The following is a 12977-nucleotide window of genomic DNA, read 5'->3' as shown; positions in this document are numbered from 1 at the left end:
GTCAGTGGTGCCCGTTAGCCTCACTGGGGTGTCTTCCCGTATCACCGACCCCGAGCAGCTCAAGGAGCTCCTCGGCATCCCGTTCACCGCGGAGCAGATGGCGTGTATCACCGCACCCCTCGCCCCGAACGTCATCGTGGCCGGGGCCGGGTCGGGGAAGACCACCGTGATGGCGGCGCGGGTGGTCTGGCTGGTCGGCACCGGGCAGGTCGCGCCCGAGCAGGTGCTGGGGCTGACGTTCACCAACAAGGCGGCGGGCGAGCTGTCCGAGCGGGTGCGCAAGGCACTGGTACAGGCGGGCATTACCGACCCGGATCCGGCGAATCCGGACGAGATGCCTGGAGATCCGCGAATCTCCACGTATCACGCCTTCGCCGGACAACTGCTGAAAGACCATGGACTGCGCATCGGCCTTGAGCCCGACGCCCGGCTGCTGGCCGACGCCACCCGGTACCAACTGGCCGCCCGAGTGCTCCAGGCCGCCCCCGGCCCGTATCCGGCGCTCACCAAGGGGCTGCCCGCGCTCACCGCCGACCTGCTGGCGCTCGATGGCGAACTGTCCGAACACCTGGTGCCGGTACCGCGGCTGCGCGACCACGACGCCGCGCTCACCGAGCGGCTCGACCAACTCGACCCGGACCGGCGCGGCTTCGCCTGGGTGCGCGAGGTGGCGCCCGCCGTACGGGCCCGCGCCGACCTGGCCGGGCTCGTCCTGGTGTACCGGGAGCAGAAGAGTCAGCGCGGTCTGATCGACTTCGGCGACCAGATCGCCCTGTCCGCCACGCTCGCCCTCACCCACCCGGAGGTCGGCGCGCTGCTGCGGGAGGAGTTCGCCGTGGTGCTGCTCGACGAGTACCAGGACACCTCAGTCGCCCAACGCCTGCTGCTGGCCGGGCTGTTCGGCGACGGCACGGGCCATCCGGTCGCCGCGGTCGGCGACCCCTGCCAGGCGATCTACGGCTGGCGCGGCGCCTCGGTGGCCAACCTGGACGACTTCCCCACGCACTTCCGGGCCGCCGACGGCACCTTGGCCCGCCGGTACTCGCTGAGCGAGAACCGGCGCAGTGGTGGCCGACTGCTGGACTTCGCCAACGAGTTGGCGGCGCCACTGCGGGGTCGGCACGCGGGCGTCGCGGCGCTGCGCCCCGCGCCCGGCGCGGAGCGCGACGGTGTGGTGCGCTGCGCCCTGCTGGGCACGCTGCGCGAGGAGATCGACTGGCTCGCCGACTCGATACGCCATCTGGTGGCCACCGGCACCCCGCCCGGCGAGATCGCCGTGCTGTGCCGCACCACGGGCCAGTTCGCCGACATCCACGCCGCGCTGGTGGCCCGGGACGTCCCCGTGGAGGTCGTCGGCCTGTCCGGGCTGCTGCACCTGCCCGAGGTCGCCGACTTGGTCGCCACCTGTCAGGTGCTGCACGATCCGACGGCCAACTCCGCCCTGGTCCGGCTGCTCACCGGCCCGCGCTGGCGGATCGGCCCGCGCGATCTGGCGCTGCTCGGCCGCCGCGCCCGGCTGCTCGTACGGTACGGGTCGGCGGACGGTGAGCAGGACCGGCTGGCGCAGGCCGTCGAGGGTGTCGACCCGGCCGAGGTCGTCTCGCTCGCCGACGCCCTGGAGACGTTCCTGGACGCCCAACAGCCCGACGACGGGCTGCCGTTCTCGCCGGAGGCCCGGGAGCGGTTCGCCCGGTTCGCGGCCGAGATGCGCGATCTGCGGCGCTCGCTGGCCGAACCGCTGATGGACGTGCTGCACCGGGTGCTGGCGGTCACCGGCCTGGAGGTCGAACTGTCGGCGTCCCCACAGGCGTTGGCCGCCCGCCGCCGGGAGACGCTGCGGTCCTTCCTGGACATCGCCGCCAACTTCGCCTCACTGGACGGCGATGCCACCCTTCTGGCCTTCCTCGCCTTCCTGCGCACGGCCGAGCGGTTCGAGAAGGGGCTTGACGGCTCGCTGCCGGGCGGCGAGAACACGGTCAAGGTGCTGACCGCGCACAAGTCCAAGGGCCTGGAGTGGGACGTGGTGGCGGTGCCGGGCCTGGTGCGCGACGCCTTCCCCAGCACCAAGGTGCGCGAACTGTGGCCCTGGCAGGGAAAGGTGCTGCCGCACTCGCTGCGCGGCGACGCGGCCACGCTGCCGGATGTCGGCGAGTGGACCAAGCGGGGACTTGACGAGTTCAAGTCGGCGATGAAGGAGCACAACTCCACCGAGGAACTCCGCCTGGGATATGTGACGTTCACCCGCCCGCGCTCGCTGCTGCTCGCCTCCGGGCACTGGTGGGGTCCCACGCAGAAGAAGCGGCGCGGCCCCTCGGACTTCCTGCTGCGGCTGCGCGCGCACTGCGAGGCGGGCCACGGCGAGATCGAGCACTGGGCGGACGAACCGGCCACTGACGCGGAGAACCCGGCCCTGGAGGCAGACACCGACCACGCCTGGCCGCTGCCGCTGGACCCCGAGGCGCTGGAGCGCCGTCGCCAGGCGGCGAAGACGGTACTGGCGCTGCTCGACGCGCCGACCGACCAGGGCGGCGGGCACGACCCGCAGTGGCCGCCGGTGGTGGGCGACGACTTCGACGGTTTCGCACCGCAGGACGCCTTCGAGGCTGCGCCGCCGGACGAGGACTTCTTGGACTCGCCGCCGGATGACGAGTTCGACGGCCTCCTACCGGAGGACGAGCATCCGCTGGACGGCGAGTGGGACGACTGGTCGACAAATCGTCCCATACCTGCCCAAGTCGACCACAGCCCGGATCATGCACCCGCCGCCGACCCGGCCCCCGGCGCCCGAGAGCACCCCCCGTCCGGCCCGGCCGCGGGCCCCGCGCTGTCGCCGGAGGAGGCGCGGCTCGTCGAGTCCTGGGACCGGGACCTCGGCGCGCTCGCCGGGGAGCTGCGCCGCGCCCGCTCGACCGTGCGGGAGGTGCCGGTGCCGCGGTCGCTGTCCGCCTCACAGCTGCTGCGGCTCGCCGCCGACCCCGATGACTTCGCCCGTGAGCTGGCCCGCCCCATGCCGCGCGAGCCGCGTCCCGAGGCCCGGCGCGGCACCTTGTTCCACGCCTGGGTGGAGTCCCGCTTCGAGGAGCTCCCGCTGATCGGCCTGGACGAGCTGACCGGGGTGGAGCCGGACGGCGACCAGGAGGTCGCCGACGAGCGGGACCTGGCGGCGCTCAAGGAGGCGTATCTGCGCACCCCGTACGCGCAGCGCACCCCGTACCGCGTCGAGGCGCCCTTCGAGCTGGTGCTGGCCGGGCGGGTGGTGCGCGGCCGGATCGACGCGGTGTACCGGGACGGCGACGGCTTCGAGGTGATCGACTGGAAGACCGGCCGCAGGCCGACCGCCGACCCGCTCCAGCTCGCCGTCTACCGGCTCGCCTGGGCCGAGCAGCACGGTCTGCCCCCGGAGCGGGTGACGGCGGCCTTCGTCCACGTACGCACCGGGCAGGTGGTCCGCCCCGCCGCGCTGCCCGACCGGCCCGCGCTGGAGCGGCTGCTGCGCGGTGAGCTGGCCGAGGACCCTGCGGGGTGAAGTGTTCGGATCGTCCCCGTTAGGCTCGGGCGCATGAGCACCGCACCGGACAACGCCGTCCGCGCGTACATCGACGCGCACCGCGCGGCCTTCCTCGACGACCTCGTCGAGTGGCTGCGGATCCCCTCCGTCTCCGCCGACCCGGAGCGTTCCAAGGACGTGGCGCGCAGCGCCGAGTGGCTCGCGGCGGAGCTCAGCGCCACCGGCTTCCCGATCGCGGAGGTCTGGCCGACCGCGGGCCTGCCCGCGGTCTACGCGGAGTGGCTGTCCGGCGACCCCGACGCGCCGACCGTGCTGGTCTACGGGCACCACGACGTGCAGCCCGCCGCCCGCGAGGACGGCTGGCACAGCGAGCCGTTCGAACCGGTGGTACGGGACGGCCGGATGTACGCGCGCGGCGCGGCCGACGACAAGGGCCAGGTGTTCTTCCACACCCTGGGGGTACGCGCGCACCTGGCCGCCACCGGCAGGCACGCGCCCGCCGTCAACCTCAAGCTGCTGATCGAGGGCGAGGAGGAGTCCGGCTCGCCAAACTTCGCCGCCCTGCTGCGCGAGCGCGCCGACCGCCTCGCCTGTGACGCGGTGATCGTCTCCGACACCGGCATGTGGTCCGCGGACACCCCGACCGTGTGCACCGGTATGCGCGGCCTCGCCGACTGCCAGATCGATCTGTACGGGCCGGACCAGGACATCCACTCCGGCTCCTTCGGCGGCGCGGTGCCCAACCCGGCCACCGAGGCGGCCCGGCTGGTGGCCGCGCTGCACGACGCGGACCGCAGGGTCACCATCCCCGGCTTCTACGACGATGTGACCGAACTCACCGACCGGGAGCGGCAGCTGTTCGCCGAGCTGCCCTTCGACGAGGCCTCCTGGCTGCGTACCGCCAAGTCCCACGGGGTGCTGGGCGAGTCCGGGTACACCACCCTGGAGCGCGTCTGGGCCCGCCCGACCGCCGAGGTCAACGGCTTCTACGGCGGCTACACCGGGCCCGGCGGCAAGACCATCGTCCCCGCCTCCGCCCATCTGAAGCTGTCGTTCCGGCTGGTCGCGGGCCAGGACCCGGCCAAGATCCAACAGTCGGTACGGGACTGGGTCGCCGATCGGCTGCCCGCCGGGATCCGGCACGAGATCACCTTCTGGGGCACCACCCGCCCCTGCCTGACGCCGCTGGACCACCCCGCGCTGCGGTCCACGGTGCGGGCGATGGAGCGGGCCTTCGGCAAGACCGTGCGGTTCACTCGTGAGGGTGGCTCCGGTCCTGCCGCCGATCTGCAGGACGTGCTCGGCGTCCCGGTGCTGTTCCTGGGAATTTCCGTGCCGTCCGACGGTTGGCACTCGGTGAACGAGAAGGTCGAGCTCGATCTGCTCCTCAAGGGCGTGGAAACCACCGCGTACCTGTGGAGCGAACTGGCCGAGAATTGGCAGCGTTGACCACCCGTGTGATCTGCTCGGGTTCCGCTGAGTGAGTAACCATCCACCCGATACGGGGAGTTGGAAGCCGTCTTGTCCGTAAGTGACCTGCCCCTCGCCCCGGGCACGCAGAACCCCGCAGCCATCGGCATGGTGAGCGGCAAGCCGCTCGCGCTCGCCCGCCCCGGCATCGACCGGGCCGCCCACCACCGGCTGGACGAGGCCTGGTTGGCCGCCGCCTGGAGCCACCCGTCCACCCGGGTGCTGGTGGTCTCCGGCGGCCAGGTGCTGGTGGAGGACACCGCCGACGGCCGCACCGAACTCGTGCTGGTGCCCTCCTTCGACGCACCGGCCACCGAGAAGCACCGCTACTTCCTGGGCACTGACGAACAGGGCGTGAGCTACTTCGCGCTGCAGAAGGACGCGCTGCCCGGGCGGATGGACGACGCCGCCCGCCCGGCCGGGCTGCGTGAGGTCGGCGGGCTGCTCTCCGAGCGGGACGCGGGCCTGATGGTGCACGCGGTGGCGCTGGAGAACTGGCAGCGGCTGCACCGGTTCTGCTCGCGCTGCGGTCAGCGGACGGTGATCGCCGCCGCGGGCCATGTGCGCCGCTGCCCGGCGTGCGGCGCTGAGCACTATCCGCGCACCGACCCGGCGGTGATCATGCTGGTCACCGACGAGCAGGACCGGGCGCTGCTCGGCCGCCAGGTGCACTGGCCCGAGGGGCGGTTCTCCACGCTGGCGGGCTTCGTGGAGCCGGGTGAGTCCATCGAGCAGGCGGTGGTCCGCGAGGTCCTGGAGGAGGCGGGCGTCCGCGTCGGCGAGGTGTCCTACGTGGCCAGCCAGCCCTGGCCGTTCCCCTCCAGCCTGATGCTCGGCTTCATGGCGAGGGCCACCTCATCCGAGATCAGCGTGGACGGGGATGAGATCCACGAGGCCCGCTGGTTCTCCCGTGAGGAGTACCGGCGGGCCATCGGGCACGGCGACGTGCTGCCGCCGACCGGCATCTCCATTGCCGCCCGGCTGATCGAGCTGTGGTTCGGCGAGCCACTGCCGCGCGGCTGACCGGCTCAGACCCCTACCTTCGCCTTCACCTGGGCGAGGGAGGGGTTGGTCAGGGTGCTGCCGTCCGCGAAGAGGACGGTCGGCACGGTCTGGTTGCCGCCGTTCGCCTTCTCGACGAAGGCCGCCGACTCCGGGTCCTGCTCGATGTTGATCTCGGTGTACGCGATTCCCTCGCGGTCCATCTGGCTCTTCAGACGGCGGCAGTAGCCGCACCAGGTGGTGCTGTACATCGTGATGGTCCCCGGCATCGGTCCTCCTGATCTTGGCGGGTTCGGCAGGCGCGTTCGGCATGGGTGAGCCGCTCGGCCACGGCCGTGGGGTGAGTGCAGTGGTGGAACGCGAAACCATCGCGGACCATTCCCAGGCGGCCGTCCGGTCGACGGTAGCCCGGAGGTCGACAGTAGCCCGGAGGAAGAGCGTCCGGGCGGGGCCTGTGGACAACTCCGCCTGTGGATAACTTTCCCGGGCGTCCCGGTGGACCTGGCAGCATGGCGGGGTGACAGCAGCAACGGACTCCCCTTTGTTCCCAGCCGTGCCGCCGTCGACCCAGTTCCCGGAACCGCCGGAGGGGGCCGACGCGGTACTGGAGGGCCTTGACCCCGAGCAGCGCGCGGTGGCGACCGCGCTGCACGGGCCGGTGTGTGTGCTCGCCGGTGCGGGCACCGGCAAGACCAGGGCGATCACCCACCGGATCGCCTACGGGGTGCGTGCTGGCATAGTGCAGCCCGCCAGCGTGCTGGCGGTCACCTTCACCGCGCGAGCCGCGGGCGAGATGCGCGGACGGCTGCGGCAGCTCGGCGCGGGCGGGGTGCAGGCGCGTACCTTCCACGCGGCGGCGCTGCGCCAACTCCAGTACTTCTGGCCGAGGGTGGTCGGCGGCCCGCTGCCCCAACTGGTCGAGCGCAAGGTCCAGTTGGTGGCGGAGGCCGCGGCGCGTGTGCGGATCCGGCTGGACCGCAACGAACTGCGGGACGTGGCGGGCGAGATCGAGTGGGCCAAGGTCACCCAGACGGTGCCCGAGGACTATCCGGCCGCCGTTGCCAAGGCGGGCCGCGAGGCGCCGCGCGATCCCGCCGAGATCTCCCGGGTCTACACCGCCTATGAGCAACTCAAGCGGGAACGCTCGGTGATCGACTTCGAAGATGTGTTGTTGCTCACAGTGGGCGTGCTGGAGGAGCGGTACGACGTGGCGGAGCAGGTCCGCTCGCAGTACCAGCACTTCGTCGTCGACGAGTACCAGGACGTCAGCCCGCTGCAGCAGCGGCTGCTCGACCTGTGGGTGGGCGGCCGCGGCAACCTGTGCGTGGTCGGGGACGCCAGCCAGACCATCTACTCCTTCACCGGCGCCACCCCCGAGTTCCTGCTGAGCTTCCGTGCCCGCTACCCGGACGCCACCGTGGTGAAGCTGGTGCGCGACTACCGGTCCACCCCGCAGGTGGTGCACCTGGCCAACGGCCTGCTGGCACAGGCGCGCGGCCAGGCCGCCGCCCACCGGCTGGAGCTGGTCTCACAGCGCGAGCCGGGACCGGAGCCCGCCTTCACCGAGTACGCGGACGAGCCCGCCGAGGCGGAGGGCACCGCCCGCCGCATCAGGGACCTCATCGCGAGCGGGGTCCGGCCCAGCGAGATCGCCGTCCTCTACCGGGTCAACGCCCAGTCCGAGGTCTACGAGCAGGCCCTCGCGGACGCCGGGGTGCCGTACCAACTGCGCGGCGCCGAGCGGTTCTTCGAGCGCCCCGAGGTGCGGGAGGCCGGAATGCTGCTGCGTGGCGCGGCCCGCGCCGGGGGAGGGGCGGGGGCCGGTCTGGACGAGGCCGATGTGCCCGCGCAGGTGCGCGCGGTGCTCGGCTCGCGTGGCTGGACCCCCGAGCCGCCCGCCGGTTCCGGTGCGGTGCGCGACCGCTGGGAGTCACTGGCCGCCCTGGTCCGGCTCGCCGAGGACTTCGTACGGGCCCGGCCGCAGGCCACGCTCGCCGATCTGGTGGCCGAACTCGACGAGCGGGCGGGCGCCCAGCACGCCCCCACCGTCGAGGGCGTCACGCTCGCCTCACTGCACGCCGCCAAGGGCCTGGAGTGGGACGCGGTGTTCCTGGTCGGGCTCAGCGAGGGCATGGTGCCCATCACCTACGCCAAGACCGACGAGCAGGTGGAGGAGGAGCGGCGACTGCTCTATGTGGGCGTCACCCGGGCCCGTCGCCACCTCGCCCTTTCCTGGTCACTCTCCCGGGCTCCCGGTGGGCGTGCGGGCCGTCGGCCCTCGCGCTTCCTGACCGGGCTGCGCCCGGGGACGGCGGCGCGCGGTGGGGCGCCGGGGGGCGGTGCGCGGTCCGGTGTGGAGCGGCCTGCGGTCGGGCGGCGCAGGCGCGGTCCGGTGCACTGCCGGGTGTGCGGGCGCAGTCTGTCCGAGGCGGGCGAGATCAAGCTGATGCGCTGCGAGGACTGCCCCTCCGAGTTGGACGAGGGCCTCTACGAGCGGCTGCGCGAATGGCGTAGCGAGCAGGCGCGGCAGTTGGGCCAGCCGCCGTACTGCGTGTTCACCGACAAGACGCTGCTGGCGATCGCCGAGACGGTGCCGTCGGACGCGGCCGGGCTGAGCCGGATCGCCGGGGTGGGAGCCCGCAAGCTGCGGCGGTTCGGCGCCGATGTCCTGGCGCTGTGCGCGGGTGAGGAGCCCGGATCGGGCAACGACGAGTGCGGAACTTCGGATTCCGGAAAAACGCCTGGTGGGGCTCCTGATGGGCCGGTTGAGGATTCGTTGGAAAAATAGTTTGCGTGGGCCGAGGAAATCCTCATAGCCTGCGGGAGCACGGTCACTGAGGCCCCTTCCGGGGGCCGAGGCAGCCGTGATGTACTGAACCAGCACGACTTCGCACGACCCAGTTCCATACGCCCTACGAGACGCCGAGAGGAGGCGAGCCCAATGACCAGCTTCATCAACACCGTGAAAATGACCGGTCGTCCGGCCGTCGCCTCCTGCCTGCCCGGCTCCTCCGTCATTCCGGCCGCCGCCGAACGCGGCACCGGCCTGCTCGCTGTCACCAACGAGCGACCGACCCAGGCATCGGTGGCAGTGGCGGCACAGGCGTACGCCTATGCGTCGTGGGCCAACGGTGCCGGACTCCTTGAGGCGAATGGCGGCTTCGGCGGCTCCGCCGCCTTTGCCAGCGGCTTCGCGGCCGATGGCAGCACGACCGTAGCGACGCAGCACCACCGCAAGATGCGGGCCTTCCGTGGGCTCAAACCCTGGAGAGATCCAGCCTGATACGACATCAGGTCGGCACCTTCCAGGGCCGCGGAACCCGCAAACCGGGATCCGCGGCCCTTCTGTTTGCGCGAGTGAGACAGGCGAAGGGGCCTCGGAAAAGCCGACCCGGTACCGACCACGTCCGGCCACCGCCGGACCGACAGACGAGGAAGACACGACCGTGCACCCCGAACCGCACGCCCCGTCCGTACCGCCTTCCGAAACGATCCCCCCGCCCGCCCAGACCGCATCTCCGGAGGTCCCGTTGCTACCCCTCACCGCGCTCGACGACGAGATCGAGCGCCTCGGCGTGCCCGTCCCGTGCCGGTCGTACGACCCGGAGGTCTTCTTCGCCGAGACCCCGGCTGACGTCGAGTACGCCAAGTCGCTGTGCCAGACCTGCCCGGTGCGCGAGGCGTGCCTCGCGGGCGCCAAGATGCGCCGCGAGCCGTGGGGCGTCTGGGGCGGTGAGCTGTTCGTCCAGGGTGTCGTGGTGCCCCGCAAGCGGCCGCGTGGCCGTCCGCGCAAGAACGAGGTCCTGGCATGAAGCTCCGTGCCCCCGCAACTATCGACAACCCCCCGACGCACGACCCCCAGAAGCAGGCTCCGATGACCATGTCCGCCACCGATATCCCCGCCCGTTTCGCAGGCGCGCCAGCGCGTCAGAACAGGACCCACGAGATGCATCTCATCCAAGAAGCCCTGGCCCGGGCGCATGTGCAGGAAAGGCTCTACGAGGCCGAGTCCGAACGGGTCGCCCGGCGGCTGCTGCGGGCCCGGCGGCTTCAGCGGCGGGCCGAGCGGGCCTCGCTGCGGGCCCGGCGGGCACTCGCCCTCGTGGTGATGCAGTAGCCGACGCCGCACCGCGGGACCGGTTCCCTCAGGGGACCGGTCCCGCGGTGCGTTGTGTCCCGTTCCGTCCGGCGGGCAGAGGTATCGTCGGTAGGTGGATCAGAAGACTCAGCAACCCGCTTCTGACGACGCTTCCGCGCCATCGGAGCCCGTGGCCTGTGCCCGCTGCGGCACCGCCGCCGAACCCCTGCCGATCACCTGGACCTGCTCCGTGGAGGGCGGTGTCCGCCGCTACTTCTGCGAGGAGTGCGCCCGGGCCAACATCCGCGGGATCGAGGGCCGTCTCGACTCCGCCTGGTGGTAGCTCACGCCGTCTCGGACTCCTCCTCCTCGGCGAAGCCCGGCAGCCAGTCGAGCAGTTCGTCGCGCAGCCGCACCGTGGCGTCCAACTGGCACAGCACCCCGATGGTGCTCAGCGTCACCCGGTGGATCAGCAGATACGACGGCGGCAGGTTCAACTGCTTGCCCAACTGGTAGGCGGGCGACCGCGGATCGGCGACCCGGGCCGCCTGATGGCGCATCCAGCCGCGCCCGAAGGTGAACTCCGCCACCCGGGCCGGTTCGATGATCGGCCGCAGATAGTCCAACACCGCGTCCGGGTCGAGCTGGATCGACGGCTTGACGAACCCCTCCTGGCACAGCATCGCGTGCACCGCCTCCGCGTCGCCGTCCAGCGCCAGTCGTAGCGAGGCGCCGATCGGCAGCGGCAGCCCGTCCGGCAGCCGGTCCACCGTGCCGAAGTCCAGTACGCCGAGCCGCCAGCCGTCGGCCGGGCCGTCGTCGACCAGCAGCCGGAAGTTGCCCGGATGCGGATCGGCGTGCAGCAGCCCGGTGCGGGCCGGTCCGGCGAACAGGAAGCGGGCCAGCAGCTGCCCCGCCCGGTCGCGCTCCTCCTGGCTGCCGCCGGAGATCACCTCGGCCAGCGGCACACCGTCCAGCCACTCGGTGACCAGCACCTGGTCCGCCTGGTAGACCACATCGGGCACCACGACGTCGGGGTCGTCGGCGAACTCGGCGGCGTGCGCGTGCTGGGCGGCCGCCTCCAACTCGTAGTCCAGCTCCTCGGAGACCCGGTCGCGCAGCTCGCTGATCAGCGGCTTGATGTCCATGCCCGGGATCAGCGGCCCGAACAGCCTGGCCACCCGGCCGAGTTGCGACAGATCGGACAGCAGCGCCTCACCCGCGCCCGGGTACTGCACCTTGACCGCGACCTCGCGGCCGTCGTGCCACACCGCGCGGTGCACCTGGCCGATGGACGCCGCCGCGGCGGGCTTGTCCTCGAACTGCGCGAACATCTCCCGCCAGCCGTCGCCCAGCCGCTTGGCCAGCGCATCGTGCACGGTACGGGCGGGCATCGGCGGCGCCGCGTCCTGGAGCTTGGTCAGCGCGGCCCGGTAGGGCCCCGCGACCTCCTCGGGAAGCGCGGCCTCGAAGACGGACAGCGCCTGACCGAACTTCATGGCGCCCCCCTTCAGCTGGCCCAGCGTCTTGAACAACTGCTCGGCGGTTCGCTGCTGCAACTCGCTGGCCACAACCTCGGCCGGTCGCCCCCCGATTCGCTTGCCCAGACCCAAGGTGGCTCGGCCCGCGAAGCCGAGAGGTAGCGCGGCGAGCTTCGCGGTCCGGGTCACTGCCTTACGCGGAAGATCCGACATGCGCCCCTCTTTCGTATCCCCGTGCGGCCCGCGATAGGCGCGGGGTGGTCACCTGGTCATTGTCGCGCGCCGCCGACGCGTCAACCGCACCGCATCCACACTCCGGGTGGGGCGCGACGTCCACCACCCGCATCCCCAGCCCGGCCAGTGAGAACTCCACCCGGCCGGACACACTCGGCGGCCGCCGTCCGTCCAGCAGCGCCAGCGCGTGCGCGGCGGTCAGGGCGGCGACGAGCGTCGCCAGCGCGATGTCACAGGGCAGCACCCCGGGCGGTCGTCCCGACCGCAGCTGGGCGAGTATCCGCGGCCATGCGGGATCAGCCTCGGCCCGGGCGCGCTCCAGGCACTCCGCGCACGCTGACCGACCCGGTATCACCAGCGGTCCCACCACCCCCGTGCCCTCGACCACTCCCGCGTACAGATGCGGGATGCCCGCCGTCATCAGCGGCTCGGCGCCGCCGGGATCGGGTGCGTAGGCCGCCAGGCCGTCCCGTGGCGCGAGCACCGCGAGGGCCAAAGCCGCCTCGGGACGGACCGGCCGGGCCTCGCGGCGCGGATCGGGTGCGGCTCGTCGTACCGCGCCCCGGGCCGCCGTCTCCCGGCGCTCGCCGACCGCGGCCGCGGGGATCCCGCACGGTGCCGCGTCCCACGGCTCGACCTCGCCGCCGTCCGCCACGTCCACCCGGCCCACCCCGGCCGCGGACAACACGGCGGCCACCGAGGCGCCGACCCGTCCCGCGCCGCACACCTTCACCCGTGCCGCCTGTCGGGCCGCCAGCCGGGCGGCGGCCGCGCCCGGCTCCGGGTGGACCACGGACAGGGACGCCAGATCCGGCCGCAGCCGCTCCAGCGCACCGGCCTGGTGCCGCATCACCGTGCCGAGTCGCACCGCGCCGTCGGCGTCGTCCAGCAACCCGCCGTCCGCGAGGGTGCCCAGCAGCCGGTCAGCGCGGTCCGGGGCGAGCCCCAGCGCCGCCGCCTCGCTGCGCAGCAGACCGGGACCGCGGGTGCCGTCCAGCAGGCCGAGGAAGCGGGCGGCGGGGTCGTCCAACGGGCCCAGCACCACGGCGTGGGCGGGGTCCATACCGAACTGGAGGGTCTGTGGGTCCCGCCAACTACGACGCAGGGCGGGCTTGAGCATCGGATGTCCGGCGTGAACGGTGTGCATGACTACCCCCGTGGTGTTTTCCGCTCCCAACCGTCCTTGCGCGGCGGGGAGTTGTGG

11 protein-coding genes are annotated in these 12977 nt (G+C 72.5%); 8 read left to right on the top strand and 3 right to left on the bottom strand.

The genetic code is table 11. The features are described 5' to 3' along the window. The first annotated feature begins 28 nt into the window (after nt 1-28). From NON19_RS12945 to nudC, 3 genes are all read left to right on the top strand, one after another. The gene (locus NON19_RS12945) at nt 29-3526 is read left to right on the top strand and encodes an ATP-dependent helicase (RefSeq protein WP_255927513.1); all 3498 of its coding nucleotides are present in this window, start codon (nt 29-31) and stop codon (nt 3524-3526) included. Nucleotides 3527-3559: 33 nt separating this feature from the next. Then, complete coding sequence (locus NON19_RS12940) at nt 3560-4957, top strand: dipeptidase (protein ID WP_255927511.1); 1398 nt, start codon at nt 3560-3562, stop codon at nt 4955-4957. Between the two features lie 129 nt (nt 4958-5086). Continuing rightward, nucleotides 5087-6001: an NAD(+) diphosphatase gene (gene nudC / locus NON19_RS12935; protein ID WP_255927596.1), complete on the top strand. Its 915-nt coding sequence runs from the start codon at nt 5087-5089 to the stop codon at nt 5999-6001. A 5-nt stretch (nt 6002-6006) separates the two neighbouring features. On the opposite strand, the gene NON19_RS12930 is transcribed toward nudC, so the two are convergent. After that, entirely contained in the window at nt 6007-6249 is a 243-nt protein-coding gene (locus NON19_RS12930) for a mycoredoxin (protein ID WP_255927509.1), read from the bottom strand. Between the two features lie 248 nt (nt 6250-6497). Between NON19_RS12930 and NON19_RS12925 the strand changes: the two genes are divergently transcribed. The 5 genes from NON19_RS12925 to NON19_RS12905 all read left to right on the top strand — a co-directional run bounded on the left by NON19_RS12925 (nt 6498) and on the right by NON19_RS12905 (nt 10401). Next, entirely contained in the window at nt 6498-8768 is a 2271-nt protein-coding gene (locus NON19_RS12925; RefSeq protein ID WP_372514120.1) for an ATP-dependent DNA helicase UvrD2, read from the top strand. A gap of 153 nt (nt 8769-8921) precedes the next feature. Beyond that, on the top strand, nt 8922-9263 hold the full coding sequence (locus NON19_RS12920) for a hypothetical protein (protein WP_255927507.1): 342 nt from the start codon (nt 8922-8924) through the stop codon (nt 9261-9263). Nucleotides 9264-9426: 163 nt separating this feature from the next. Beyond that, nucleotides 9427-9792, top strand: a complete 366-nt coding sequence (locus NON19_RS12915; RefSeq protein WP_255927505.1) for a WhiB family transcriptional regulator — start codon at nt 9427-9429, stop codon at nt 9790-9792. Continuing rightward, on the top strand, nt 9789-10097 hold the full coding sequence (locus NON19_RS12910) for a putative WhiB-interacting protein (protein WP_255927504.1): 309 nt from the start codon (nt 9789-9791) through the stop codon (nt 10095-10097). Before NON19_RS12915 ends, NON19_RS12910 begins: the two co-directional genes overlap by 4 nt. A 94-nt stretch (nt 10098-10191) precedes the next feature. Then, nucleotides 10192-10401 (top strand): hypothetical protein, encoded by a 210-nt coding sequence (locus NON19_RS12905; RefSeq protein ID WP_255927502.1) that lies wholly within the window; start codon nt 10192-10194, stop codon nt 10399-10401. 1 nt (nt 10402) lies between these two features. On the opposite strand, the gene NON19_RS12900 is transcribed toward NON19_RS12905, so the two are convergent. Continuing rightward, nucleotides 10403-11752 (bottom strand): ABC1 kinase family protein, encoded by a 1350-nt coding sequence (locus NON19_RS12900; RefSeq protein WP_255927500.1) that lies wholly within the window; start codon nt 11750-11752, stop codon nt 10403-10405. Further along, complete coding sequence (locus NON19_RS12895) at nt 11733-12920, bottom strand: TOMM precursor leader peptide-binding protein (protein ID WP_255927498.1); 1188 nt, start codon at nt 12918-12920, stop codon at nt 11733-11735. The genes NON19_RS12900 and NON19_RS12895 overlap by 20 nt, the downstream gene beginning before the upstream one ends. Nucleotides 12921-12977: the final 57 nt, after the last annotated feature.

Source organism: Streptantibioticus rubrisoli, from assembly GCF_024436055.1.
Classification (GTDB): Bacteria; Actinomycetota; Actinomycetes; order Streptomycetales; family Streptomycetaceae; genus Streptantibioticus_A; species Streptantibioticus_A rubrisoli.
This window is presented reverse-complemented; position numbering and strand designations above follow the sequence as displayed.